The organism is Nitrospirota bacterium, from assembly GCA_016214845.1.
In the GTDB taxonomy this organism is placed as follows: Bacteria; Nitrospirota; Thermodesulfovibrionia; order UBA6902; family UBA6902; genus SURF-23.
On sequence record JACRMS010000037.1, the window covers coordinates 177,783 to 203,590 of the forward strand.

The following is a 25,808-nucleotide window of genomic DNA, read 5'->3' on the forward strand; positions in this document are numbered from 1 at the left end:
TAAGGGGCAGAGGTTACAATATCTCTTTTCCCTGCTTTAGGTCTTGCACTGCTGCATTGAAAATTTAATTGAAGTTAACAATCAACCAGATCATAAAACCGTAGAGTCGCAGCTTAGAATTGACATGACATGCAAAAGTTACGAAACATATGCGACATAGACAAGTACTTAAAAATATGGTATAAGCATTACATTAATATTAATAGTATTAGCATTACATCATATGAATAAGAGCAGTCCTGAATCAAAAAAAACTGGCAGCCTCCGCAAGAAGGCGGAAGGAAAATTGCGGAAACAAAAGGGGACATCATTAAAAATCATCTCTGCTCAGGATTCTCAAAGCCTCGTTCATGAGCTTCAGGTGCACCAGATAGAACTGGAAATGCAGAATGAAGAACTTCGCAACGCGCAGGTCCTGCTCGAAGAATCACGCAGCAAATATTTTGACCTGTATGAATTCGCCCCTGTCGGGTATTTCACCCTCGATAAAAAGGGACTTATCCTCGATGCGAACCTCAAAGGCGCAAACCTTTTAGGGTTGGAAAAAAGCATTCTGAGAAGAACTCCATTTTCAAGGTATGTCAGCAGGGACGAACAGGACAAATATTATTTTAGCCGTAAAAATATTCTCGAAACAAAGACCCAGCAGACCTGCGAGCTTAAAATGCAAAAAAAGGGCGGCGCAATATTTTATGCTCAGCTGGAATGCATACCGGTACAGGGCAATAAAGATACTGACATTCAATTGCGAATAGTGATGAACGAAGTTACAGAAACGGAAGAAGATGGAAGAAACCATAAAAAAACTGGTCCATCATGATGCGCTTACCGGACTGCCCAACAGGACGCTTTTTGCAGACCATCTCAATCTTTCGCTTTCTCAGGCCTCCCGCAGCGGGCACATGGTGGCCGTCCTTTATCTGGACCTCGACAATTTCAAGACAATCAATGATTCTCTGGGACACTCTGTTGGAGACCAGTTGCTGAAGGCGGCTGCAAAACGTTTGCAAAGCTGTCTGCGTGAAAGCGATACCGTGGCCCGTTTGGGAGGCGATGAATATGTCATATTGCTTCCCGTAACTACTCATGAGAAAGATATCGTCGTCACAGTCACGAAAATCATCTCCGCCTTTCAGGAGCTGTTTTTGATTAATGGTCATAAACTCCATGTAACCGTAAGTGTGGGTATCAGTCTCTATCCGCCGGACGGTAAAGATATTGACACATTGCTGAAGAAGGCGGATACCGCCATGTATAAAGCGAAAGAAAGAGGGAAGAACGGCTATAAGTTTTTTAACGCCGCCATGAACAGCAAATATGTTAATAGCATGAAGCCGGGAAGCCGCCTCCGTAAGGGTATTAAGTCTAAATAACTGGTAGTGCATTTCCAGCCGATAGTTCACTTCCTGATCTTCCGCGCTTTTGCACTGTGGCACTTCTTTATTTAACGATTGACACTTTCACAAGAATGTTCTAATCTTAAGCACTTGCCCTTGCAAAAGAATCTATCATTATATGATTATTCCGGTGATGAGGGGTAGCCGCCGGATAAATGAATATTCATTGAATGAAAGGGCCCGATGGCTGGAAAGCAAAAAAAAATCATCAAAAAATCCGGTACCCGGAAAATATCCCGCAAGGCCAAACTTACAAGCAGGACCACTTCTGCTCCGGCAACAACAATTGCATCAGAAGCACCTAACATAAACCGCGGTTTATTTATTGTCGGTATCGGCGCTTCTGCCGGAGGATTAGAGGTATTTCAGGAGTTCTTTACCCATATGCCTTCTAACAGCGGAATGGCCTTCATACTGGTCCCTCACCTTGATCCCACTCACAAGAGCATCATCGGCGACATTCTAAAGAAATATACGGAGATGAATATTTACCAGGCAGAGGACGGGATGAAAGTCCTGCCGAACTGTGTGTATCTGATACAGCCTGATAAAAATATTGCCATACTTCATGGGAACCTTCAGTTGATAGAACCTGCGGAGCGCCGCGGCCTGAGGCACCCCATAGATTTTTTCTTTCGTGCCTTTGCGGAAGACCAGGGCGAAAAAGCCATAGCTGTTATTCTCTCGGGAACCGGGACCGAGGGGACCCTCGGCTTAAAGACAGTTAAAGGAGAAGGCGGACTGGTTATCGTTCAGGACCCGAATACTGCCAAATACGACGGCATGCCCCGAAGCGCCATAGCTACAGATATGGTTGACTATGTTCTGCCTGCGGAAAAGATCCCGGAAATTCTCCTGAAGTATGTGAGGCATCCGCAAACAAAGCTCCTGAGAAAAACTGAAAGCCCCTTGGAAAAATTCCCTGACGCCCTGCAGAAGATATTCATTTTGGTCCGTAACCAGACAGGCCATGATTTTTCCCTTTACAAACCATCTACCATCATCCGCAGGATCGAAAAGCGTATGTCCCTTCACCAGATTGAAAATGTCGCAAATTATGTTACGTATCTCAGGGACAATCCCTCTGAGGTAATAATACTTTTCAAGGACCTCCTCATCAGGGTCACCAAATTCTTCAGGGACCCTGAGGCCTTCGAGCTGCTCAAGAAAGATATTCTCCCTGACCTGTTTAAACATGCCGGGGAAGAAAATCTCTTGCGCGTCTGGGTGCCCGGCTGTTCCACGGGCGAAGAAGCGTACTCCATGGCCATTGCGCTGCTTGAGTATATCAGCGAGCATGATCCGGCCGCTAAGATCCAGGTATTTGCAACGGACATAGACAGCGACTCTATCGAAACCGCCAGAAGAGGAAGTTATCCTGACAGCATTTCCGACGATATAGCGCCGGAACGGCTGAAACGCTATTTTGTGAGGGAAGACAATACCTACCGGATAAGCAGAAAACTAAGGGAATTAGTTGTCTTCGCCGTTCAGAACGTGACCAAAGACCCCCCTTTCTCGAAGGTAGACATGATAAGCTGCAGGAACCTTCTCATTTACCTGGGGCCGGAATTGCAGAAAAAGATCATACCCCTTTTTCATTACGCGTTAAAGCCGGGGGGCATTCTTTTCTTAGGCACTTCAGAGACTATCGGGACCTTCTCCGACCTTTTTTCCGCTGTCAGCAATAAATGGAAGATATTTAAGTCTAAAAAAACTTCTCTTGTCAGCGCAGCGTCCACGGATTATTATCCGGCCATGGTCAAAACCGGGCCTGTGAAATTGCAGCTCTTAAAAAAGGGAATAGCCGGGGAGATGACTCTTGGCGATATAACCGAAAAGCTGCTCGTTGAGCGCTATGCACCGCCGTGTGTGATCATTGACGAAAACGGAAGCATCCTCTACTTTCACGGCCGCACCGGTAAATACCTGGAACCCTCCCCCGGTAAAGCCAAGCTTAATATCTTTGAAATGGCGCGCGAGGGACTTAGGCTTGAACTGAGAGCGGAGATCCGTAAAGCCGTAACCAAAAAAACAGATACCGTCATCAAAAACCTGAAGGTGAAATCAAATGGTGACATTTATGCAGTCACTGTAAACATTAAGCACATAAATAAACCGGCCCATTTAAAAGGCCTGATCATGATAGCATTTGAGGAAGCCGCGCCTTCTCAGCGGGTAAAGGCGGACAAAAAATTACCGCACAGTGAAAAACCGGGCAGCCTGCGTGCCGCAGAGCTGGAATTTGAATTGAAATCCATGAGGGAACAGCTCCAGAGCACAATAGAGGAACTTGAGGCATCAAACGAAGAACTGCAATCAACAAACGAGGAGCTCCAGTCGGCCAATGAGGAACTTCAGAGTTCCAATGAAGAGCTTGAGACGTCAAAGGAAGAACTCCAGTCGGTTAATGAAGAGCTGATGACGGTAAACTCCGAGTCCCAGAACAAGATTGATGAACTGATACAGGTAACAAATGATATGAACAACCTCCTTGCCGCCACAAAAATTGCCACCATTTTTCTGGATAACGATCTGAACATAAAACGCTTTACCCCGGAAACCGGCAAGGTGATCAAACTGATACAAACGGATATAGGCCGTCCTGTAAGAGATTTCGCATCATCACTTCAATATGAAGATATGGTCAAAGATGCTGGGGAAGTGCTGAGGACCCTCATTCCCATAGAAATAGAAGTATCCGACAAAAACGGGCTCTGGTTCTTAATGAGGATCCTGCCCTACCGCACCATCGAAAACGTTATTGACGGAGTTGTTATTACATTCACAAACATAACTGAGCAGAAACATGCGCAGGAAGCATTGAGTGAGACACTGATCTACGCTGAAAGCATTATAGATACGATCCGTGAACCCCTCATTGTCCTTGATGCCGGCATGAAAGTTGTATCGGCAAACAGTACCTTTTACCAGACTTTTAAAGTCCTCAAAGAAGATACAGAGGGCAAAATCATTTACGACCTCGGTAATCACCAGTGGGACATCCCGAAACTCAGGGAACTTCTGGAAAATATCCTCCGGGAAAAAACCGAGTTTCGTGATTATGAGGTTGAGCATGATTTCCCATCTATCGGTCATAGAAAGATGCTGCTCAATGCCCGGAAGATCATGCAAAAAAGCAAAGGGACGGAAATGATATTACTGGTCATTGAGGATGTGACAGGGAAATAAATATTTCGGATTTCGGAATGCGGAATGTGGAATAAAAAAACCGCAATCCTAATTCCGTATTCCAAAATTGATAAGTTGCGATGGAACAAAATTATTTAAAACAGAGGACAAAACAATTTGCACTTGATATTATCCGGTTAGTCGAATCGTTACCAAAAAGCCGGACAACCGAGGTAATCGGCAGGCAGTTATTAAGATCAGGAACTTCTGTTGCAGCAAACTATCGCTCTGCTTGCCGTGCAAAATCTACTGCTGATTTCATATCTAAAATGGGAACGGTAGAAGAAGAGTCTGATGAATCGATCTTTTGGATGGAATTGCTCGTCGAAAGCGGGATTGTATCAATAAAATCTCTGGAGTCACTGATGAAAGAAGCAAATGAACTTTTGGCAATCACTGTTTCATCAATAAAAACTTCCAGAAAAAATAGTCGCAGGTATTCAGTGTGAAGAAAAAATCAAAAGTCTCTGACAAACATATCAGCGAGCCGAATTCCGAATTCCGAATTCCGCAATCCGAACTAAGAAAGCGCGCAGAAAAAAAATTAAGAGCGCGGACTGCTGAAAAGCAGGGTCTATCGTTTAAGGACGCCCAGCCCGTCATTCATGAGCTTCAGGTGCATCAGATCGAGCTGGAGATGCAGAACGAAGAGCTGCGCCGGGCTCAAATAGAACTGGAAGAATCACGCAGAAAATATTCCGACCTGTATGACTTTGCCCCTGTGGGATATTTTACTTTTGATAAAAATGGACTGATCCTCGAAGTAAATCTTACCGGAGCTGCCTTGCTGGGATTGGGGAAAAGCGCTCTTATGGAAAAACCTTTTTCCAGGTTTATTCACCGGGAGGATCAGGACCTGTTTTATCTGCACCTTCGGAAGGTTTTCGAAACAAAGTCGAGACAGGCCTGTGAGATCAGTCTTAAGACAAGGGACAACTCAGTATTTATTGCCCAGTTGCTGAGCATTCCCGTTAAGGACATTGAAGGCAATTACAGCCGGACAAGAACGGCCATGATAAACATTACCGAGCGCAAACTGATAGAGGAGGCCCTCTACAGAGCGCATGAAGAACTGGAATTCAGGGTTATCGAAAGAACGGCAGCGCTCAGGGAAAGCAACGAGCTTATGGAAAACATCTTCTCCAATGTCCACGTTCAGATCGTGTATTTGGACAGTGCTTTCAACTTCATCCGGGTGAACAATAAATATGCAAAAAGTGAGGGGAGGGAACCGGAGTTCTACGCAGGTAAAAATTACTTCGGCCTGTTCCCGGATGAAGATGACAAAATGATCTTCCGGAAAGTGGTCGAAACAGGAGAACCTTACTCCGCCAAAGCTAAGCCATATGCATACGCAGGACATCCGGAACAACAGATTAAATTCCGGGACTGGAGCCTTAAACCTGTCAAAGAGGAGGACGGCAGGATCAGCGGGCTGGTCCTCAGCCTGATTGACGTGACCGATAATATAGTCCTTTATTCTGAACTGATGCGTTCCGAACACCTTGCTTCAGTCGGCAGACTTGCTGCGGGCGTGGCACATGAGGTAAATAATCCGATAAACGGCATTATCAACTATGCTCAGATGCTGCTGAACAAATTCGATACAGAAAGCAAAGAGCATGAGATTACGGGACGGATTATAAAAGAAAGCGACAGGATCGCCGACATTGTAAAAAGTCTTCTTTCATTTGCACGTGAAAGCAAAGAAGGTAAAAGGCATGTGTACATCAGTGAAATATTGTCTGATTCACTCGCCTTGACTGAAATACAAATGAGAAAGAGCGGTATAAAGCTTGTGATGAACATACCTCCCGGCCTGCCCCGGATTAATGCTCAACCTCAGCATATCGAGCAGGTGTTTCTGAATCTGATCAGCAATGCATGCTATGCATTGAACCGGAAATATCCTGAAGCACATAACGATAAAATCATCAGGATATTTGCTGAAACTGTAGAGGCTGGCAATACTCAATATGTGCGGATATCATTTTATGATCAGGGAGCCGGGATACCGGCGGGGATTCTGGATAAGATCATGGATCCGTTTTTTACCACAAAAAACAGAGAGGGAACCGGGCTGGGTCTGAGCATCAGTCACGGCATTATAAGTGATCACGGCGGCAGTATCAAAATAGACAGCGTTGAAGGAAAATTTACAAGAGTGGTCATAAATTTACCTGCGCAGAAATAAAAATGAATCATATATTGAAATGGATGTAAACCCGGGAAAAGCCGCGCCTGACCGTTGACTGTCTTTCCGGGCTTGTCGCGACGGCTCTCCGCTCTTATGCAATTTTCATTGTCTTCCATAAATTATCTGCCCCTGAATATTGACAACCAGCCGGTTTTTTGATAATTGATAATTAAAAGTATGCGATAGAGAAATTTATCGACTGTTTGAGTGATTCAGAAAAAATGATAAATCAGGCGCTGCATGAGCATGAAAAGAATTTCCTTTATTGAGGCCGGTGCGCCGGGATCACATATTTTCAGCAAATTCCCTGTGGCGCGGGTCGGTACGGTATTGCTATCGACCATCCTGAAAGAAAAGTGCCACGAGGTAAAGGCATTCATTGAAGATATTTCTCCACCCGACTGGGAGTTTATTGAAAGTTCCGATCTTGTCTGTATTTCAACGCTGACATCCACGGCGATCAGGGCTTATTCGATAGGTCAACGTCTTAAGGCCAAAGGAATATCGGTTATTATGGGCGGGGCCCATCCGACCTTTATGCCTGAGGAAGCGCTGCGGTATTCCGATTTTGTGGTAAGGGGAGAAGGTGATTTTACACTCCCGGAACTTATGAGTTATCTTGATAACGGCGCCCCGGCAATCGAAACGATACAGGGGTTATCTTACAGGGACAAGACCGGCAAGTTTTTTCATAACCCGGACAGACGGCTTCTTAATGAGGAGGAACTCGACTCCCTTCCCGTACCTGATTTCTCGCTGGTCAATAACTGGAAACCTTCGCTTCTCTATTCCGTATCCACATCGAGGGGTTGTCCTTTTGCATGCAAGTTCTGTTCGGTAATTCATATATTCGGCAGACAATACCGGTTTAAATCAACCGCATCAGTTCTGAAAGAATTGAAGCATATAAGTTCTGTTTCAAAGGGCACCAGGTTTTTCGTTGATGATAATTTCACGGCAAACAGAAAAAGGACAAAGGAACTGTTACGGGTGATGATCGCGGAAAAGCTGACCTCAGACTGGACTACCCAGGTGAGAACGGATGCTGCCGCCGACCCGGAACTTCTCCGCCTCATGGCTGATGCAGGCTGTCATACTGTTTATATAGGCTTCGAATCGATTAATCCTGAAACGCTCGAACAATATAATAAAAAACAGACCCTGAAAGATATAGTCAGAAGCATCAGGTCGTTCAGGGACCACGGTATCCATATCCATGGCATGTTCGTGATCGGCGCTGATACCGATGATGTTGACGTGATAAAAAGGACAGTCGATTTTGCTGTGCATAACGGCATCGACACAATTCAGCTTATGGTGCTTACGCCTCTGCCCGGGACACCGCTTTTTAAGGAAATGAAGGAAAGCGGAAGATTACTTCATAACGACTGGAGCAAATACGATGCACACCACGCGGTCTTCAGGCCCTCTCTGATGAGCGCGCAGACACTTCAGACAGAGACTCTGACGGGGATGGGACGGTTTTACTCATGGAAGTATATTTTGAAGCATCTGTCAAAGCTCGACCTGCGCTATGCGGGCATTGGAATTTTCGGAAAAACGACTGTGAACAAAACACTCAGGCAAATTACCGCATGCCATGATAAAGCGCTTTCTTTATAAGCCCGATCCCGAAGAAATCTCTGCGGAGTGAAGAATAGGTCCTCCCTTATTTCGGGTGGGCTACAGATCCTGCGTAAAATACCTCGCACTTCCCGCCTTGAAGAAATTTCTTCGTCTTCACGTACAGATTAAGTATTGGTCCTGTAATTGATCCCAGGGTGCTTACCTTTTCAACGCGGGGGTCCCGGAATGGGCCGTAAATTTTCTGACTGAACCTCACGCATCCTTTTTCATCCAGCGCCGCCACAGTCACGTTGTCGAACTTTTCGTTGACAAAATCAAGCCTCCCCTTAAGTGCAACGCGATTTTTACTTGTGATGAGGGCAACGTCTTCCGCTTCCGCAACGCCGTTTTTTACCTTCCATTCAGAAACGAGTTTTTTTATCGCGCTCTTTCCTCCCAGAGATACTACGTAAACACTCCCGAAGTTGTAGCCTTTTGTCAGCAGCGTGCCCAGTGGCCCGGCGACAAAGAAGGCCCCCACATCGATCAGGTTGAAGTTCTGGATCGTTTCGTACTTCTCCAACACACGGTCGAGGTCGAGGCTTTCGTGAATGAGGTCCTGCCCCCGGAGCGAAACCACTCCCTGTGCCGTCCTCGTAAGTTCATTAGCGTTCTTTCCTTTCATCGTGAGATGCGATTGCATGTCCAGCTCGCCTCGTATGGGTTTTTTCTGTTTAAACTGCTCAAGCACTTCTTCAAAACGCAATTTTGTGATCGCAAGATCAACCACGTACTCAGGGCTTTCACCTGTCATCACACCCTTGATGCTGCCTTTGCCGTCCCCGCCAAAGACCTTCATAGTGATCGGGTCAGCCTCAAACTTCCCCTCGCGGGCCTTCATGACAACGCGGATATCTGAGATCCTCAATCCTTCCGCCTTCACCTCCCTGCATGACAAATCTCCATCGAGGGAAAGTGTGACAGGGACCTCTCCTCCACCTACGGAGAAGTTGTTGATCGCAAGGTCGCACTCGTCAGCCTCGGTCTTTCCACCGGATCTTTCGTCCATGTACAAGAGACGCCCTTTCCTGATAAAGATTTTTTCCGCCTCAATTAATCCCAACAGGAGCTTTTTCCCGGCGGGTCTCTTTTCAAGTGTTTCGACGTTGAAGCGCCCTTTTCTGTCTTTGGTGATGAAGAATGCGGGGTTGATGAGCTTGACCTGCTGTATGCGTATTCCTCGCCAGAGAAGCGGCAGCAGTCTCATTTCTACCTCCGCCTTTTTTACGGATGCGACATCAGCATCCCTGTTTTGTATCAGAATGTCTTCAAGCGATACGCCTGTACGCGGAAAGAGCGCAAGTTTTATTTTGCCGTTAATGCGTACCTTCATCCCTATAGCGTCGGAGGCAGCTGCCTCAATGCGGGGCCTGTAGGGATTTATGTTGAAGGTGAGGAGGAAAATGAGTATTGCAAGGACAAGGGCCGCCGCACCGCCGCCAAGGATTATAAGGACTTTCTTCATCTTTGCCATCTCATTATATACATACAATTTTTTTTGCTCTTTGGCAAATGCTGATAGACAGCCGTCTTTTATTGTGAAGTTTATCAGTATAGCCTCGGCAAACAATGCAGCAGCGGCCATCTGTTCAATGCATACCTGTACCCAAGAAAGGTTGCAGGCAAGGGAAAAGAGCGGTAGTATTTTCATTAAGAAGATACAAAAACATCTTAGGGCATCATTTATCTTCATAACAAAAGGTCATCGTGCCGGGGAATATTGACGATTACAAAAACTTTCCATCGAAAAGAAGATGAAGAAACAACAAAATATTTGGGTGTTGGGCCGGCTCTTAAGCTTCCTGCTGAGGGTATTGCTAAGTTTCAAACGCAATCAGGGGCTGCTGTTATCCGGCGCTCTTGCCTATTACACCCTGTTATCAATTGTGCCCATGTCGATCCTCGCCCTGATCGTGCTGTCTCATTTTATAGGAGAGGAACGGCTGGTTCACACGTTATCAACGTATCTGGAAATGGTGATACCCGGATATGCGGCAACTTTGACGGAACAGGTGCGGGTATTTCTTGAGCACAGTAAGGCGGTCGGGATCTTCGGATTTATAGTCATGCTGTTTTTCAGCTCCATCGCATTCTCTGTGCTTGAAAAAGCCCTGTCAGCGATCTTTGCCCACCGTGTTAGAATAAAACACCGCCGCTTTCTCATTTCCGTTATCATTCCTTATCTGTATATTTTTTTAATTGGTATGTCTATATTACTGGTGTCGTTTATTGCGGGAGCATTAGAGACACTCGAAAGCAGGCAATTAATAATTTTTGGATGGAGTTTGGGCCTTGAAGGCACTTCCGTAGTTGCGCTGTACATACTGGGGATAACTGGTGAGTTTCTTATGCTCACTTCCATATATCTGGTTATGCCTGTGGCGCATAACACGTTTCGTCACGCATTGATCGGAGGGGCAACCGTAACGATTTTATGGGAGATCACCAGGCATGCGCTGGTTTGGTATTACAAGGTCCTGTCTAATGTAAATTTGATTTATGGTTCCTTTGCCACGGCAGTAATAGCACTGCTCAGCATAGATGCTGTAGCATTGATCCTTTTGTTAGGCGCACAGGTCATTGCAGAACTCGAGAGCAAGACCGATAGTAGAGAAGATAATGGTCCAGGACGATAATACAAAATCCACCTATTTCATTTTAGGACTTATACTTGTTGCGGGATTTCTTCTGAGAATATATAAGTTGTCCTCTCAGAGTATATGGCTGGACGAAGCTTACTCCATATATCACAGCCAGCAGAATTTCATGCACGTTATAAGTTTTAGAGACCCCTCTCCCCCGCTTTATTATGTTCTGCTTCATTTCTGGATTAAGCTCACAGGTACCTCGGAGTTTTCGGTAAGGCTGCTTTCTGTTTTGTTCGGGACCGTTTCAGTTTATATTATCTATTTATTGGGCGCACATATTTTCAACAGGAAAGTTGGAATATATTCCGCTCTCCTGGTTTCATTTTCTCCATTACAGATTTACTTCTCACAGGAGGCAAGGACTTATTCTCTCTTTTTTGCGCTGACGTTATTGTCTATGTATTTTTATTATAAATTGAACAAAGTTGCTTCGAAGTGGATCATTACCGGCTATTTAATAAGCACTACTCTTCTCATACACTCACATTTGTATGCCCTGTTAATTGTCTTAGCTCAGAACCTGCATCAATTCATTGTAAACAGGTTTAAGTTTTCGAGGGAAGTGAAGGCCTGGGTCTTAATACAATTTATACTTTTTATATTTTATATTCCAGGGATGATTCAGCTTCTGGGGATAATCCCGGACAATTTTCATTCGTGGATTTCAAGGCCGTCGTTTCTGCAATTAATTTATATGATATATAATCTCTTTTCCGGAATGGTGTTTTCATTTTATGGATCAGCATTAATGCTGATATGCTTTTTACTGGTCTTGAGATATAAATTCGGAAATAATATCTTTTTTCCCCTCTGGATTTTGATACCCGTTTTAGTCCCCTTCACATATTCTTTATTGTTTACTCCAATCTTTATTCCAAAGTACACATATTTTGTTTCTTTGCCGTTATACATATTAGCTTCCCGGTCACTCTTCAGTATGAAAGCGGAGATCAGGCCGGTGCTTATTTCAGCAATAATTATATTATCTGTTGCAACATTGCTTGTACAACAGAATAAAACGACAAAAGATCCCTGGAATAAAGTCGCTGAATATATTCAAACGAGTAATCAAAAAACAGACGAAGTGATAATTATTGCTTCATATGAGCTACTGCCGTTTTCATATTATTTTGAGCAGGACTGTTTTCATAGTAACGATATATACACATGCGCTTATAAAAAAGGAATATACCCGGCTGATTCTCTTCAGGAAGTAAAAAAAATAGATGAGAATAAATTCTGGCTGATAGTTTCCCGCGGGGCCTATAATGGGGAAACTCAGGAAGTGCTGAATTATATTAACGACAATTATATAGAAACAGAGTCCAGGGAATACGTGTTGAATCATAATCCGGAATTAGTTAACAACCTGTACAAATATTTTAAGGAGAAGGGGTTGATCCACCTCCAGTTTAACAGAATAAAAATAGCGCATTTTCAAAAAAAGCAGAAGGGCGCTTAAAAGCAAATGAATTCCTGACATTTCAGCAGACTCCTGATATGTCAGAAGCCGGCATCTTTTCAAATTTTATTTCTTCCTCATAGTCTTCTCTGAAACTTCAATATTTCCAACATAGTAGAGACTCCTGTCCTGTCAATGACCATCCTGGCATAGATTCTGCATTTGAATGGGGATGAAAGACAAATTAATGGTACGGTTAATATTCAATGAAAATCAAAATACAGCACGTTATCAGATCCTTCAAAAAGGGAGGTGCGCATCCTGAAAAAAATATTAATCTGTCTATTCTGTTAATTTGACAACAACGCAACAACAATAAAAAGGGAGGAAAAGATGAGAAAACTAAAAACAATAATAGTAATCAACATGATCGTTTTAGGCCTCGTATTAACCGGCGCGTTTGCCGCAGATATGATGAGGAGTGAGAGAAGCGCAACTACACAATGGGCCAGCAATTTAATAGGGACTACAGTTAAAAACCTTCAGGGAGATAACCTGGGTAAAATCACGGACCTGACGATCAGTGATAACAGGGTCACATTCGCGGTTATTTCGCATGGCGGGGTATTAGGGATAGGCGATAAATTGATACCTGTGCCTATAAACGCACTGACAATTGTAGATAATAAGAACGCGGTCCTTGACATCAGTAAAGAGAAACTCGCAACGGCCCCGAATTTTGAAAAGAACGCCAAGAAATATCCTGACTTTTCAAGTCGCGAATATACCGAAGATACATACAGATTCTACGGTGTACAGCCCTTCTGGAAAGAAGGCAGTATGGAACACATGATGGAAAAAGAAAAATCAAAGTATTAGTGGGAAAGCGGGCAACTCCGTATATTCCTCACCTGTTTCCGGCAGCCATTGGTCAACCAGTGGCTGCATTTTTTTAATTGCGGCAAAGCCCCATCTCTGAAAATGTTGTCTACAGCATCTTAATGAATATCGTCTAATCTGGTTAATCTTAATAGTTCCCGGTCATTCGCCAGGGTCCTCGGGATAATTATTGTAACGCCAAAATCTTTTTCCAATAGTTTCACCCCCGACAGATAATCATCATACCGGGAAAATGCGGGTGAATAGATTTCTATCTTATTCTGCTTCAGATATTTAATGATCCCGGATATATGACTCAGCCCTATGGTAAAAATGGCCTTTTTGTTTTTAATCCTTCCCATTCTGTACTCGCTGTCAATTATCTCCGGTATCTTTTGAAGCATTGCCGCGGACCGTCTCTCCTGGAGGTAATCCAGGCCGGACTTTATGAAAAGGGACTCATATGTGTCATCCCCGTACTTTTCTAATAAGTTGATTTTTTCTCTAACTGCATTGTACAGATTTAAATCCTCAACCTGCTGACTTTTAATACTATGGCTTTCTATTAATAACATCTCTGCATTGATATAAGCATCTTTTTCCCCCAGTTTTTCCTCAAGTGTTTTTATATCAAACGATGTGCTTTCGCCATTTGATGAAGCCGCAGTTTTGATCAAATATTCTTTTTCATCTGAAGCCGCTTTTGCAAAGAAGCCCTCCGGTAAAAGAAGTTCCAGGCCCTCCTTTTGAATCAGCCATTCGCCTATTCTGTAAACTTCGATTTGTGATTTCATCGTATTACTGCCGTTTGCACGGGTCAAAGTATCCCTGTGGCCCATTCCGATGATGTAAATCTGATTAGGACTTCTTTCATTGCAACTGAAGACGACTTCTCCACGTTCGGATGGAAGTGCGGGAGCGGCCGGGAGGTCCTGATTCGGGCCGGCATTCAGGTTAAAACCGGGAATAAGTAAAAATACTATAAAGAGAAAAATTGATAACGGCATCTTAATAAGATGATCGGTCAACAGTCTTTAAATCTTTAGTTGTTTTCTTGGCAAGGATAGTCACAGGCGTTTATAAACATAGCCATCCTTGAATGATATAAGAATAAGTAGCCTTGTATTACAATTCTCTGATTTAACCCAATAACGCATATGAAGGATGAAGAGAAAACAACAGCAGCTTTTAAATGAGTTGGCAGAATTGCGTAGACGGGTTGCTGAAATAGAAACGGCAGAAACCCGCGATGTCACCGCACGCAGGCTGGCAGAGGACACCGTTGAAGAAGCCCGGAACTACGCTGAGAATATTGTTGAAACAGTGCGTGAACCCCTTGTAGTGCTGGATACGGACTTGAAGATAATATCAGCGAATTCTTCTTTTTACCGGACTTTTAAAGTTGCTCCAGGGGATACCGTTGGTCAGTTATTATACGACCTGGGCAACCGGCAATGGGACATTCCTAAGTTGAGGACTCTGCTGGAAGAGATCCTTCCCATGAAAACCGAAGTCCTGGACTTTGAAGTTGAACACGGGTTTTTAACGATCGGGCCTCATACGATGCTGCTTAATGCCCGTCGAATTATACGGGAAAGCGGTCGTTCACACCTGATCCTCCTTGCCATTGAGGACATCACCGCACGCAGGCTGGCAGAGGACAAATTAAAGCGATTGGCAGAGGAGCTGACACGGTCCAATGATGAACTTGAACACTTTGCCTCTTTAGCCTCGCATGACCTTAAGTCTCCGGTCCTGGCAATAGGGACTGTTTTGAGGCTGTTTCAGCGACGATACACCGGCAAACTCGATACAGAGGCTGACCAGTTTATTTCTGATGCAATAAAGAGCGCACTCCGTATGGAGATGCTTATCAGTGATATTCTGGTTTACTCGCGTGCGGGAGCACAAGGGAAAACCTTCGAACCGACTGATTGCTCTGCAGCGCTGGACATCTCACTTGCAAACCTGAAGGACGCTGTAGAAAGCAGCGAAGCCGAAATAATCCGCGACACTCTGCCGAAAGTTATGGCTGACCCTATTCAGATGACCCAGTTATTTCAAAACCTCATCGGAAATGCCATTAAGTCACATGGTGAAGAGAGACCGCGTATTCACATTTCCGCAAAGCAGATGGAAAAGGAATGGGTCTTCTCTGTCCGCGACAACGGCATCGGCATTCCCCGGGAACACACAGAAAAAATATTTGAAATATTTCAGCGTGTTAATAAAGATAAATACCCGGGTTCCGGCATCGGACTGGCGATCTGCAAAAAAATTGTGGAGCGCCACGGCGGCCGCATCTGGGTGGAGTCAGAGATCGGGAAGGGCTCAACATTTTACTTTACCATCCCGGCCCAGGAAGTGAATAATCGCGCAGCAGATAAGATTGACAAGCGATAGCTATTTCTGATAAATAACCACATATGGAATATAAAGAAAGAACAAAAGAGAAATTCACGAATGAATTGGAAGGACTGCCCATGCGTGTTGAGGACATGGGACCAAGAGGGACCGGACGCAGGAAGGCAGATGAGGCGCTGAGGGTATCAGAAACCCGTTACCGGAGGCTTTTTGAATCTGCCCAGGATGGTATATTGCTTCTTGATGCAGGTACGGGACAGATACTCGACGTTAATCCGTTCTTACTTTATATGCTTGGGTACTCGTATAATGATTTTATGGGAAAGAAACTCTGGGAAATCGGTCTGTTCAGCGACATTGCGGCATCCAGACTTCGCTTTTCAGAATTGCAGGCGAAGGGTTATGTGCGGTACGAACATCTGCCGCTTCAAACAAAAGACAGCCGTCTCATTGACGTTGAATTTGTAAGCAATGTCTATCTGGTTGACAACAATAAGATTATCCAGTGCAACATCCGGGACATCACATTGCGTAAACGGGCAGAGGAAGGGCTGCAAAAGGCGCATGCCGAACTGGAATATCGAGTGAAAGAGCGGACTGAAGAGTTGACCGGGGTAAACGAGCAGCTCCTGCAGCAAATAGAGGAGCACAGGCAGGCAGAGGAGTCGCTCCGTGATGCGTTTATGGAAATCAGGCGCTTAAAAGAGGAATTACAGGAGGAGAACCTCTACCTTCAGGAAGAAATCGGTCTGATACACACACACAAGGACATAGTAGGCAACAGTGAAGCGATCAGGGCCGCTTTGCACCAGATAGAACAGGTTGCTGGGACAAACTCAACGGTTTTAGTCTATGGGGAGACGGGCACCGGGAAGGAATTGATCGCTCATTCGATCCATAACCTGAGTTCCCGCAAGGGACGGCTCATGGTCAAAGTCAACTGTGCCGCCCTGCCCCCTACACTCATCGAAAGTGAACTGTTCGGCCGCGAAAAGGGCGCCTTTACCGGCGCGCTGTCCAAGCAGGCCGGCCGTTTTGAGCTTGCGGACAGATCGACTATTTTTCTGGATGAGATCGACTCTCTGCCGCTGGAAGTCCAGGCCAAGCTGCTTCGGGTCCTGGAGAGCGGAGAGTTTGAGCGTCTCGGCAGCCCCCAGACAGTTAAGGTCGATGCCAGAATTATTTCTGCGACGAACCGCGATCTTGGCAGGGCTGTCTCTGAGGGCTGGTTCCGGGAAGACCTTTTCTACCGCCTGAACGTTTTTCAGATTTTCGTGCCGCCTCTTCGCGAGCGCAAGGAGGACATACTGCCGCTCGTATGGTCTTTTGTGCAGGACTTCAGCAAGAGGATGGGCAAACGGATCGAATCAATACCACAGAAGAGCGTTGAGGCCCTGCAAGACTATCCCTGGCCGGGCAATGTTAGGGAACTGAGAAACGTTGTTGAGCGTGCCATGATCATAACCACCGGAACTACGCTGCATGTGGATGTGCCGAAGATCGCGGAGTCAAAGACAGTCCGGGCCATGACCCTCGAAGAGGTAGAGAAACGGCATATTATCGAGGCCCTGAACACGACAGGCTGGCGGGTAAGCGGCAAGAACGGCGCAGCAGAGGTTTTAGGCCTCAATCCAAAGACACTCGAATCAAGGATGCAAAGACTGGGCATCAAAAGAAGCAAGAAAATTTCCTGACATGTCAGCAGGTTCCTGATATATCAGCAGCCTGCATTTATTCACAATATTATTCCCTCATCGCAATCTTCTCTGAAACATTATTATTTTCAACATCATAGAGACTCTTGTCCTGTCAACAACGGTCTTGGCATAGATTCTGCTCTTGCATACAACAGCAAACACCAAAGCATGTCACCCTTTGATGAAACAGATGCATCAAAAAGATTATTAGCATTTAAAGGAGAAAATATGAATAGAACTCTCAGATTAATTTTAATCATTGTCCTGCTTATCACGTGTTACGGCTGTTTTATACCAGGTCACGGATGGGTTGTACCGGGTGACGAATTTCCCGGTGGCCAAAGCCGTGGAGATTCCGGTGGCCACGATCGTGGAGGGCGTGGTGACCACGACAGCGGAAGACATAATGGGCACGGAGAACGGGATTAAGTGGAGGACGGGACCGGGAGATGACGGCTGAATCTTAGAAGTATGGGGATATGATGATACTTGCGACATTAAGAATGAATGTCCGGCCTGAAAGGCGGAGCGATCTTTTGGAAACAATGCGGGGCATGCTCGAACCCGCGCGGGTCGAAAGAGGCTGCCTGAGTTATCGCCTCTATGAAGATGTAGAAGACAGAAATACCTTTGTCCTGATGGAGGAATGGAAGACACAGAATGATCTTGAGAGACACATCCGTACGGACAATCATCGCCGGCTGATGGCGCTCATGGATCTATTGAGCAGGCAGCCTGAATTGCGGTTTAACACTGTTTCACACACGTCGGGAATGGATGTCATAGAAAACGTACTCAATACATACGGACAGAGATGAGAGAGCGATATTTAAAAAGGAGGTGAAGTATGCCGCTGGTTCAATTAGTGATTACTTTGGTTGTTGTCGGGGTGATTCTATGGCTGATTAACAACTATATACCCATGCAGGCCACCATAAAGAAAATCCTGAATGCTGTAGTTGTTATTGTCGTGATTCTATGGCTGTTGAATGTGTTCGGTGTCTTAGGCCCCATCTCAGGGATGCATGTTGGAGAAATGCATGGCGGGAGGTGAAGGGCCTGAAGATTTTCTCAATCCGGGAAATAATATTCCACCGGGTTGCATTTATTAACGTTGTAATCCTATGATTGCACATATAAAAAAGGAGGAGTGAAATGAAAAAATTAATTCTGTTAACAGTTTTAATGGGTTTTGGATTGGCCCTGTTTTCGGGCTGCGCCTATATGACGGGTAAAACAGCAGGCGAAAACATCGATGATGCGACGATTACTACGCAAGTTAATGGGGCAATAGTCAATGAACCGGACGCTCATTATTGGAAGATCGATGTGACAACTACAAATGGCGATGTTATGCTTACAGGTTTTGTGAACAGCAAAGCGGCCGAGGATAGGATCGTAGCAAAGATCAGGCAAATCAAGGGCGTGAAATCCGTTCAGAGCAACTTGAAAGTGGAAGAGAAAAAGTAGAGTCAGTGAAATCAGTTGTTATCCTTGCAAGAGGTATAACACAGTCTAACCGGAAGGAGGATAATATGCTGTGGACGATCGCTGTGATACTGATAATTCTGTGGCTGCTGGGACTGGTGAGCAGTTACACGATGGGAGGGTTTATTCACATCCTTCTGGTAATTGCCATAATCATGGTGCTCGTAAACATCATTCAGGGGCGAACACCTTTGGGATAAAGGAAAGTCATCAATCCGATTAGACCGGTAACAGAAAAAAGGAGCAAAACGTTTCAGCTACGAGGAGGCTGCCATGATGGAAAAACGAAAAGCATACGAAGAAAAGTTCGATGCGCAGTTGAAGCAATGGAGCGCGCAGATCGCCCTGCTCAAGGCCAGAGCGGACAAGGGCAAGGCCGAGGTCAAGATTGAATACTACAAAACCATCGAAGCCTTGCAGCGCAAGCAAGATGAGGCCAGTACAAAACTGCACGAATTGAAGACCGCCGGCGATGAAGCATGGGAAGACCTCAAGACAGGCGCGGAAAATGCCTGGGCTGAAGTCAAGGCCGCCTTCCATGGCGCGGCCTCGAAGTTCAAATGAGAACCTTTCGTAATGACGTTTGATGGTGAAGAAGGGAATCCGAACCTTTGAATTATGGCATGTGAAAGCATGCTGATTAACATGAAAAAGGAAGATATGAAGATATTAAAGACAGTGATGCTTTCGGTTGTGCTGCTATTAGTGCCGGCGTATGCCTTTTCTTCCCATTATGGTTATATGCGCGCAAGTTTCATTGAAGGTGATGTACAGATAAAAACGCCCGAAGCAGGAGACTGGGGTTACGCTTCTATAAACACGCCTCTTGCAGAGGGTGATCAGGTTTGGGTCCCCCAGGGCGGGCGGGCTGAACTCCAGCTAAACAGCGGTACATATATAAGACTCGACGAGAATACGGCACTCCAGATACTTGCAATTGATAAGCACTCCTCCCAGTTTTATCTTTCGCAGGGATATGCGTACATTTTTTATGATGCGCCGAGGGGGAGTGTCATACAAGTTGATACCCCCGATGCGTCGACACGCGCTTTCAACAGGGCGACTTTCAGAATTGACATGTCGGACCGGTACACGGATGTGTCGGTCTACAAGGGATACGTTGAAACAGAGAACCAGGTCGGAACAACACGGATAAATGCGGGCAGTATGGTGTCTCTCGGACAGAACACAAACGGAGAGGTTGCGCCGTTAGGCCAGCCTGATGAGTGGGAAAGATGGAACGAGACGAGGGACGACAGAATTTATGCGGGAGGAGGCGTGAGTTCGCGTTATCTTCCGGCCGAACTCAGGCCGTATTCTTATGATTTTGACAATAGCGGCAGATGGGTGCAAGTCCCTGAGTACGGTTATGTCTGGACGCCGACGATTGTTATCGGGGTGAGCTGGTCACCTTACAGAAACGGCAGATGGATATGGAGAGGCGATGATTACGTCTGGGTGGGTTACGAGCCCTGGGGATGGGCGCCCTACCATTACGGCAGATGGAGCTTTGTAGTAAACATAGGCTGGTTCTGGGTGCCTCCTGTTGCGAGGGAGGTTTACTGGAGCCCGGGATATGTCGGCTGGGTCAGGACTAATGATTATGTGGCATGGGTCCCGCTTGCTCCGGGAGAAATCTATTACGGCCGCGGCTACTATGGCCGGCACAGCGTTAACATTACCAATGTAAATATCAACCAGGTCAACATCACGAATGTATATAAGAATGTGTACATCAATAACGGGGCGACAATAGTGGACCGCAAGACCTTTGCTACGGGCTCGCCGAAAATTGTCAATGTCCATGAGACAGAGGTCCGGAAAGATATCTTTACAAAAAAGAATTTCAGGGCGGGCGCGCATGATATCAAACCCACGAGGGCGAGTTATTTTACATCGGACAAGTCGATTCCGCAGGTAAAACTTCCGCCGCAGCGTGTCCGGAACGTTCATGTAAGAGAATTAAAACAGTCACGCAGGCTTATTAAAGAACCGGAAAAATCTGTCCTGAACCCCGGGGGCAAGCCAGAGACACTGCCGTTGACTAAGGTCACCACACCGAGAACTCGGGGCAAGGGGAAACCCTCGATACAGCAGATTCAGCCCGAAGAGAAGAGGAAACCCGTAGTGCCTGAAGGCGCTCCCGCACCGAGAGGCGAAAGACAGATCAAACCATCTGATAATAGACCTGCAGTAACTGAAAGCGGTACTGCGCCACGAGGCGAAAGGAAGCAGGTCAAGCCGGATAAGAAAGGGAAATCTGGAGCGCCTGAAAAAAAACAGGAGCCCGAAGAACCTGAGCAATAAACAACAGGAGAAAGGAGGACCTTATGTTGTGGACGATTGCAGTGATACTGATAATTCTGTGGCTGCTGGGGCTGGTAAGCAGTTACACGATGGGAGGGTTCATTCACATACTGCTGGTAATTGCCATTATCGTGGTACTGTTCAACATCATTCAGGGGCGAAAACCATTGGGATAAAGGAAGGTTCTTATTCAGCCGGGTTGACGAATTGAAAGAAGGAGCAAAATGAAAACAAATACACTGATAGGCATCATACTCATTGTTGTAGGGATCGTGGCCTTTGCGTATCAAGGCATCAACTACACGACCAGAGAGAAAGTCGTTGATCTCGGTCCTCTCCAGGTGACTGCTGAGAAGACAAAAACGCTCCCTCTGCCGCCGATCGTGGGTGGTATTGCGCTCGTGGGCGGCATAGTGCTGCTGGTCATGGGGAGCAAGAAGGGCTGATCCGAGGATGAAGTAACAATGCTGATGCGCAGCACTATTTACTTTAATGTTACCGGCTTCCTCTGCGCCGCCTTTCTCTTGCTCATGCTCATTTTCCCGGCCCCCCCGGCGATAGGCGCGGACAGGGCCGGTGATGAATTTCTGACCGGTTATATTACCTCCATACTTGAGCGGGACCTGCAATGGGAGAGAGACAGCTATCGTCTGAAGGTTGTCCGGGGGGCTGCTACGATCACCCTGTTTAAAGATGACCCGGTGCGACGGGAGGAGGCTGACACGCATCTGCGCACTATTGACGGGCTGCATTCGATGAAGATTATAGTGAAGCCTTCAGACCCCGGCAAGCCTGGAGTGGTAAGCAGGCTTCTGGGGATAACCGGCGAAGGGGAAGCTTTTCCAATAGGCAACCTGTTCCAGCCGCTCCTTGCAGACCCGAAGCAACTGCAGTTCTTTGTCAGCGTCAACAGCTTCAAATCACCGGGTGTGCGATATACCATGGCATCAGTCGGCTTCGGAGAAGCGTTCGGCGTGTACAGGTTCTTCGGCAGCCGCGAGGGGGACGGCCTGCAGCTCAACATAGAAGGCGGTCTGTTCGCCCAGTTCAACCTGGACGCTCCTTCCTACGACCTCATCAACGCAGATTACATCATCGGCATTCCCGCCACCTACCGGCGCGGGGACAATTCACTCCGCTTGCGCATTTACCACCAAAGCTCACACCTGGGCGATGAGTTCCTCCAGGGTGTTAATCCGCCGGAACGGGTCAACCTCAGCTATGAAGCCATTGATCTCATCTATTCACGCGAATGGCGCGGATGGCGAGTGTACGGCGGCGGTGAGTATCTGCTGCAAAAAGAACCGGCTGATCTAAAGCCGATAAGCGCCCACTGGGGGATCGAGTATTACGGCAGCAGGCCGCTTGTATGGAACGGCAGGCCGGTTGGCGGGGTAGACATGAAGAGCTTCGATGAGCATAAGTGGGCCATAGATACCAGCGTCAAGGCCGGCCTTGAGTTCGGTCAGCCTAACCCATGGCGCCGTCGTCTGCGTCTCATGGCACAGTGGTACAAGGGGTATGATCCGCGCGGCCAGTTTTACATTAACAAGGTTGAGTCCTATGGCCTGGGAGTGTCCCTGGGATTCTGACGGAGTTTGTCGAGGAGGCGCTAAGATGTATGAAGATATTGTAGAGACAGTTCGCGAACCTCTTATTGTTCTGGATGCAGACCTGAGGGTACTTTCAGCAAACCGCAGTTTCTATAAATTTTTCAGGGTAACACCTGAGGAAACTATAGGTAATCTGATCTATGACCTCGGGAACCGGCAGTGGGACATTCCCGGCCTTCGGAAGTTGCTTGAGGAGATCCTTCCCGAAAACAACAAGTTCGATGACTATGAAGTTGAACATATTTTTTCAGGCGTCGGGCACAAAATAATGCTTCTCAATGCCCGCCGTGTCATTCACCTTGAAAAAGGCCCCCAGATGATCCTCCTCGCTATTGAAGACATTACTGAACGCAGGCGGATGGAAAATGAATTGAAGGATTATGAGGAACGCTTCAGGCGGATGTTCGAGACCGCAAAGGACGGCCTGTTGCTGATCGATAAACAAAACGGGAAGATAGTTAACGCTAACCCCGCCATCGTGGCGATGCTGGATTATTTTCGCGAGGAGTTTATTGGAAAACAGCTTAAAGATGTCGGCCTGCTGAAAGACACGGAAAATTTCAGGGAGACTATCCGGGAATTGATTGAGGACGGATTTATCAATTACGAGGATGTGTTTGCGGAAACCAAACAGGGACAGCTTATTAATGTTGATATACATCTGGTCGACAGGGCGAGGTTCATTCAATGTAACGTGCGTGACATTACTGAACGCAAGAAACTGTCAGCGCAACTGCTCCAGTCCCAGAAGATGGAGGCCATAGGCCATCTTGTCGGAGGAATTGCACACGATTTCAACAATATCCTGACCGCAATAATCGGCTATGGGAGCCTTCTGAATAACAAGATCGCAGCGGATGACCCATTGCGTGAATATGTTAAACAGATACTCGCCTCATCCGATAGAGCGGCCAATCTGACACACAGTCTTCTTGCCTACAGCAGAAAGCAGGTGGTTGAGATGAAGCCGGCAGATATTAACAAGATCGTTTATAACATACAGAAGATATTGGACAGGCTCATCGGCGAGGATATTGAATTCAAGATACATATGGCTGCTGAGGAACTGATCGCGAATGTTGACATAGGCCAGATAGAACAGGTTTTGCTGAATCTTGCAACGAACGCACGGGATGCAATGCCGCATGGAGGAATGTTGACCATAAGTACGGAGCAGGTGCAAATAGACAGCAGCTTTATACGGGCTAATGGTTACGGAGAAGCAGGCAATTATGCCGTCCTTTCAGTTGCCGACAACGGGGTCGGAATAGATGAAAAGACAGCAGAGCATATCTTTGAGCCGTTCTTTACCACAAAAGAGGTCGGCAAAGGAACAGGGCTTGGCCTCGCAATGGTCTACGGCATCATCAAGCAGCACAAGGGTTTCATCAATGTTTACAGCAGGCCCGGAGAGGGTGCGGTCTTTAAAATATATTTGCCCCTAATGCCGACAAAAGAGGAAATTCCAGAAAAGGCGGAATTGGTCCCTGTCCCCTCCGGGAATGAGACAATTCTTTTAGCAGAAGATGATCTGTCTCTCGGTGAAATCTCAAAAATATATCTTGAGAACTATGGTTACAAGGTACTGGATGTGATCAATGGCGAAGACGCCTTAAGAGTCTTCTCGAAGAACAGTGACGACATAATGCTTATTGTCACTGATATGATCATGCCGAAGATGCATGGCAATGAAGTATGCGAAAAGGCAAGGCTGATAAAGCCGGACATAAAATGCCTTTTTATGAGCGGGTACAGCGACGACATTTTAATAATGCGGGGTGTTCTCAAAGAGGGCGTTGATTTTATTCCCAAGCCATTCATCCCGTATGATCTTATAATAAAAGTCAGAGAGGTTTTGGACAGTTGAAATGATACCCGGCGGAATGGTCAGGGAACATGTTGTTGAGAAGATCAGGATGAAATATCCCGGCAGGCGAAACTTGAATCACTAAAATGATAAACTTTATAACATGGAAAGGAATAAAAACAGTAGAGAGGCGAAACGTCTTCAGGAGGCCCTTGAATTCAGTGATGCGATCATAGCTACGGTCCGGGAGCCTTTGCTGGTGCTCGATAATGAGCTAAGAATAATTACTGCCAACCGTTCCTTCTACCGGACCTTTCAAGTGGACCCTGAGGAGACTGAGAAGCGGCTGATCTATGACCTGGGAAACCGCCAGTGGGACATTCCCGGATTAAGGGACCTGCTTGAGAATATCCTGCCGATGAACAACGCCTTTGAGGGTTTTGAAGTGGAACACGATTTTAAAGCCATCGGACGGAAAACAATGTTGTTGAACGCCCGGAAGATATATAAAGAAACGAACCATACAGAGATGATCTTACTTGCTATTGAAGATATTACTGAACGCAAGAAGGCTGAAGAGCAATTGAAACTTATTGCTTTCATGGATGGATTGACCGGTGTTGCCAATCGCCGTCATTTTGATAATACCCTTGATTTAGAATGGCGGCGCGCCATGCGAAGCGCAATATCCTTGTCTCTCATTATTATTGATGTTGATTACTTCAAGAATTACAATGACGTCTACGGTCATCTGGCTGGTGATGCCTGCCTGCAAAAGATAGCGCATACGATAAGGGACTCATTAAGGAGAGCAGGAAATTTTGTAGCGCGGTACGGCGGTGAAGAATTTACGATCATCCTTCCCGACACTAACGCGGAGGGGGCATACTTATTTGCAGAGTCTCTGCGAGAGAAGATCGAAAATCTGAATTTTGAGCATGAAGATTCTAAGGCCGGTAAGAATGTAACAGTCAGTATGGGTGTTTCAAGTATTGTCCCTGATAAGGACAGGACACAGAATGAACTCATATCCTTAGCTGATAAGGCCCTCTATGAAGCAAAGCAGGGAGGACGAAATCGTGTTGTAAGAGCCTGCGAAGAATCTTAAGACGAACTTGATTGAAGATGCCTGCTTTGAGCAGCAGCGCGCTAAAAAACAAAAGAGGGTCAAGAATTTCTTGACCCTCTTTT

General features: G+C 46.1%; 25 protein-coding genes. 22 read left to right on the forward strand and 3 right to left on the reverse strand.

Going from position 1 to position 25,808, the window contains the following annotated elements; all coding sequences use genetic code 11:
- Positions 1–223: 223 nt before the first annotated feature.
- From HZB61_14610 to HZB61_14635, 6 genes are all read left to right on the forward strand, one after another.
- Positions 224–820, forward strand: a complete 597-nt coding sequence (locus HZB61_14610; protein ID MBI5057841.1) for a PAS domain-containing protein — start codon at positions 224–226, stop codon at positions 818–820.
- Positions 786–1,373: a GGDEF domain-containing protein gene (locus HZB61_14615; GenBank protein MBI5057842.1), complete on the forward strand. Its 588-nt coding sequence runs from the start codon at positions 786–788 to the stop codon at positions 1,371–1,373. Before HZB61_14610 ends, HZB61_14615 begins: the two co-directional genes overlap by 35 nt.
- Positions 1,374–1,580: 207 nt before the next feature.
- The gene (locus HZB61_14620; GenBank protein MBI5057843.1) at positions 1,581–4,589 is read left to right on the forward strand and encodes a PAS domain-containing protein; all 3,009 of its coding nucleotides are present in this window, start codon (positions 1,581–1,583) and stop codon (positions 4,587–4,589) included.
- A gap of 80 nt (positions 4,590–4,669) precedes the next feature.
- Positions 4,670–5,038, forward strand: a complete 369-nt coding sequence (locus HZB61_14625) for a four helix bundle protein (GenBank protein ID MBI5057844.1) — start codon at positions 4,670–4,672, stop codon at positions 5,036–5,038.
- Positions 5,035–6,783 carry a PAS domain S-box protein gene (locus tag HZB61_14630; GenBank protein MBI5057845.1) on the forward strand — a complete coding sequence of 583 codons (1,749 nt, stop codon included), beginning with the start codon at positions 5,035–5,037 and terminating at the stop codon, positions 6,781–6,783. The genes HZB61_14625 and HZB61_14630 overlap by 4 nt, the downstream gene beginning before the upstream one ends.
- A 249-nt stretch (positions 6,784–7,032) precedes the next feature.
- Positions 7,033–8,409, forward strand: coding sequence for a radical SAM protein (locus HZB61_14635; GenBank protein MBI5057846.1), 1,377 nt, complete (start codon positions 7,033–7,035; stop codon positions 8,407–8,409).
- Positions 8,410–8,455: 46 nt separating this feature from the next.
- Here the strand turns inward: HZB61_14635 and HZB61_14640 are convergent, their stop codons facing one another.
- The gene (locus tag HZB61_14640) at positions 8,456–10,063 is read right to left on the reverse strand and encodes an AsmA family protein (protein ID MBI5057847.1); all 1,608 of its coding nucleotides are present in this window, start codon (positions 10,061–10,063) and stop codon (positions 8,456–8,458) included.
- 103 nt (positions 10,064–10,166) lie between these two features.
- On the opposite strand from HZB61_14640, the gene HZB61_14645 reads away from it, so the two are divergent.
- The 3 genes from HZB61_14645 (at position 10,167) to HZB61_14655 (ending at position 13,341) form a co-directional block, all read left to right on the forward strand.
- Positions 10,167–11,048, forward strand: a complete 882-nt coding sequence (locus HZB61_14645) for a YihY/virulence factor BrkB family protein (GenBank protein MBI5057848.1) — start codon at positions 10,167–10,169, stop codon at positions 11,046–11,048.
- A complete protein-coding gene (locus HZB61_14650; protein MBI5057849.1) occupies positions 10,993–12,522 on the forward strand; it encodes a glycosyltransferase family 39 protein in 1,530 nt (509 codons plus the stop codon). Before HZB61_14645 ends, HZB61_14650 begins: the two co-directional genes overlap by 56 nt.
- A 333-nt stretch (positions 12,523–12,855) precedes the next feature.
- On the forward strand, positions 12,856–13,341 hold the full coding sequence (locus HZB61_14655) for a PRC-barrel domain-containing protein (GenBank protein MBI5057850.1): 486 nt from the start codon (positions 12,856–12,858) through the stop codon (positions 13,339–13,341).
- Positions 13,342–13,460: 119 nt separating this feature from the next.
- Here HZB61_14655 and HZB61_14660 read toward each other — a convergent pair whose 3' ends face one another.
- Positions 13,461–14,348: a hypothetical protein gene (locus HZB61_14660; GenBank protein MBI5057851.1), complete on the reverse strand. Its 888-nt coding sequence runs from the start codon at positions 14,346–14,348 to the stop codon at positions 13,461–13,463.
- 157 nt (positions 14,349–14,505) lie between these two features.
- Here HZB61_14660 and HZB61_14665 point away from each other — a divergent pair, with 157 nt between their 5' ends.
- The gene (locus HZB61_14665) at positions 14,506–15,744 is read left to right on the forward strand and encodes a PAS domain-containing protein (protein MBI5057852.1); all 1,239 of its coding nucleotides are present in this window, start codon (positions 14,506–14,508) and stop codon (positions 15,742–15,744) included.
- A 23-nt stretch (positions 15,745–15,767) separates the two neighbouring features.
- A complete protein-coding gene (locus HZB61_14670; GenBank protein MBI5057853.1) occupies positions 15,768–17,399 on the forward strand; it encodes a sigma 54-interacting transcriptional regulator in 1,632 nt (543 codons plus the stop codon).
- Positions 17,400–17,654: 255 nt separating this feature from the next.
- On the opposite strand, the gene HZB61_14675 is transcribed toward HZB61_14670, so the two are convergent.
- The gene (locus HZB61_14675) at positions 17,655–17,816 is read right to left on the reverse strand and encodes a hypothetical protein (GenBank protein ID MBI5057854.1); all 162 of its coding nucleotides are present in this window, start codon (positions 17,814–17,816) and stop codon (positions 17,655–17,657) included.
- A gap of 65 nt (positions 17,817–17,881) precedes the next feature.
- On the opposite strand from HZB61_14675, the gene HZB61_14680 reads away from it, so the two are divergent.
- The 11 genes from HZB61_14680 to HZB61_14730 all read left to right on the forward strand — a co-directional run bounded on the left by HZB61_14680 (position 17,882) and on the right by HZB61_14730 (position 25,725).
- On the forward strand, positions 17,882–18,220 hold the full coding sequence (locus tag HZB61_14680; protein ID MBI5057855.1) for an antibiotic biosynthesis monooxygenase: 339 nt from the start codon (positions 17,882–17,884) through the stop codon (positions 18,218–18,220).
- 29 nt (positions 18,221–18,249) lie between these two features.
- Positions 18,250–18,456, forward strand: a complete 207-nt coding sequence (locus HZB61_14685) for a hypothetical protein (GenBank protein MBI5057856.1) — start codon at positions 18,250–18,252, stop codon at positions 18,454–18,456.
- Between the two features lie 101 nt (positions 18,457–18,557).
- Complete coding sequence (locus HZB61_14690; protein MBI5057857.1) at positions 18,558–18,872, forward strand: BON domain-containing protein; 315 nt, start codon at positions 18,558–18,560, stop codon at positions 18,870–18,872.
- Positions 18,873–18,937: 65 nt separating this feature from the next.
- Positions 18,938–19,090 (forward strand): lmo0937 family membrane protein, encoded by a 153-nt coding sequence (locus HZB61_14695; GenBank protein ID MBI5057858.1) that lies wholly within the window; start codon positions 18,938–18,940, stop codon positions 19,088–19,090.
- A gap of 76 nt (positions 19,091–19,166) precedes the next feature.
- On the forward strand, positions 19,167–19,454 hold the full coding sequence (locus HZB61_14700) for a coiled coil domain-containing protein (GenBank protein MBI5057859.1): 288 nt from the start codon (positions 19,167–19,169) through the stop codon (positions 19,452–19,454).
- Positions 19,455–19,535: 81 nt separating this feature from the next.
- Positions 19,536–21,197: a FecR domain-containing protein gene (locus tag HZB61_14705; GenBank protein MBI5057860.1), complete on the forward strand. Its 1,662-nt coding sequence runs from the start codon at positions 19,536–19,538 to the stop codon at positions 21,195–21,197.
- Positions 21,198–21,220: 23 nt separating this feature from the next.
- A complete protein-coding gene (locus tag HZB61_14710; protein ID MBI5057861.1) occupies positions 21,221–21,373 on the forward strand; it encodes a lmo0937 family membrane protein in 153 nt (50 codons plus the stop codon).
- A gap of 48 nt (positions 21,374–21,421) precedes the next feature.
- Entirely contained in the window at positions 21,422–21,643 is a 222-nt protein-coding gene (locus HZB61_14715) for a DUF3185 domain-containing protein (GenBank protein MBI5057862.1), read from the forward strand.
- A gap of 18 nt (positions 21,644–21,661) precedes the next feature.
- Positions 21,662–22,789, forward strand: a complete 1,128-nt coding sequence (locus HZB61_14720; protein ID MBI5057863.1) for a DUF1207 domain-containing protein — start codon at positions 21,662–21,664, stop codon at positions 22,787–22,789.
- Between the two features lie 25 nt (positions 22,790–22,814).
- Positions 22,815–24,677, forward strand: coding sequence for a PAS domain S-box protein (locus HZB61_14725; protein ID MBI5057864.1), 1,863 nt, complete (start codon positions 22,815–22,817; stop codon positions 24,675–24,677).
- Between the two features lie 103 nt (positions 24,678–24,780).
- A complete protein-coding gene (locus HZB61_14730; protein ID MBI5057865.1) occupies positions 24,781–25,725 on the forward strand; it encodes a sensor domain-containing diguanylate cyclase in 945 nt (314 codons plus the stop codon).
- Positions 25,726–25,808: the final 83 nt, after the last annotated feature.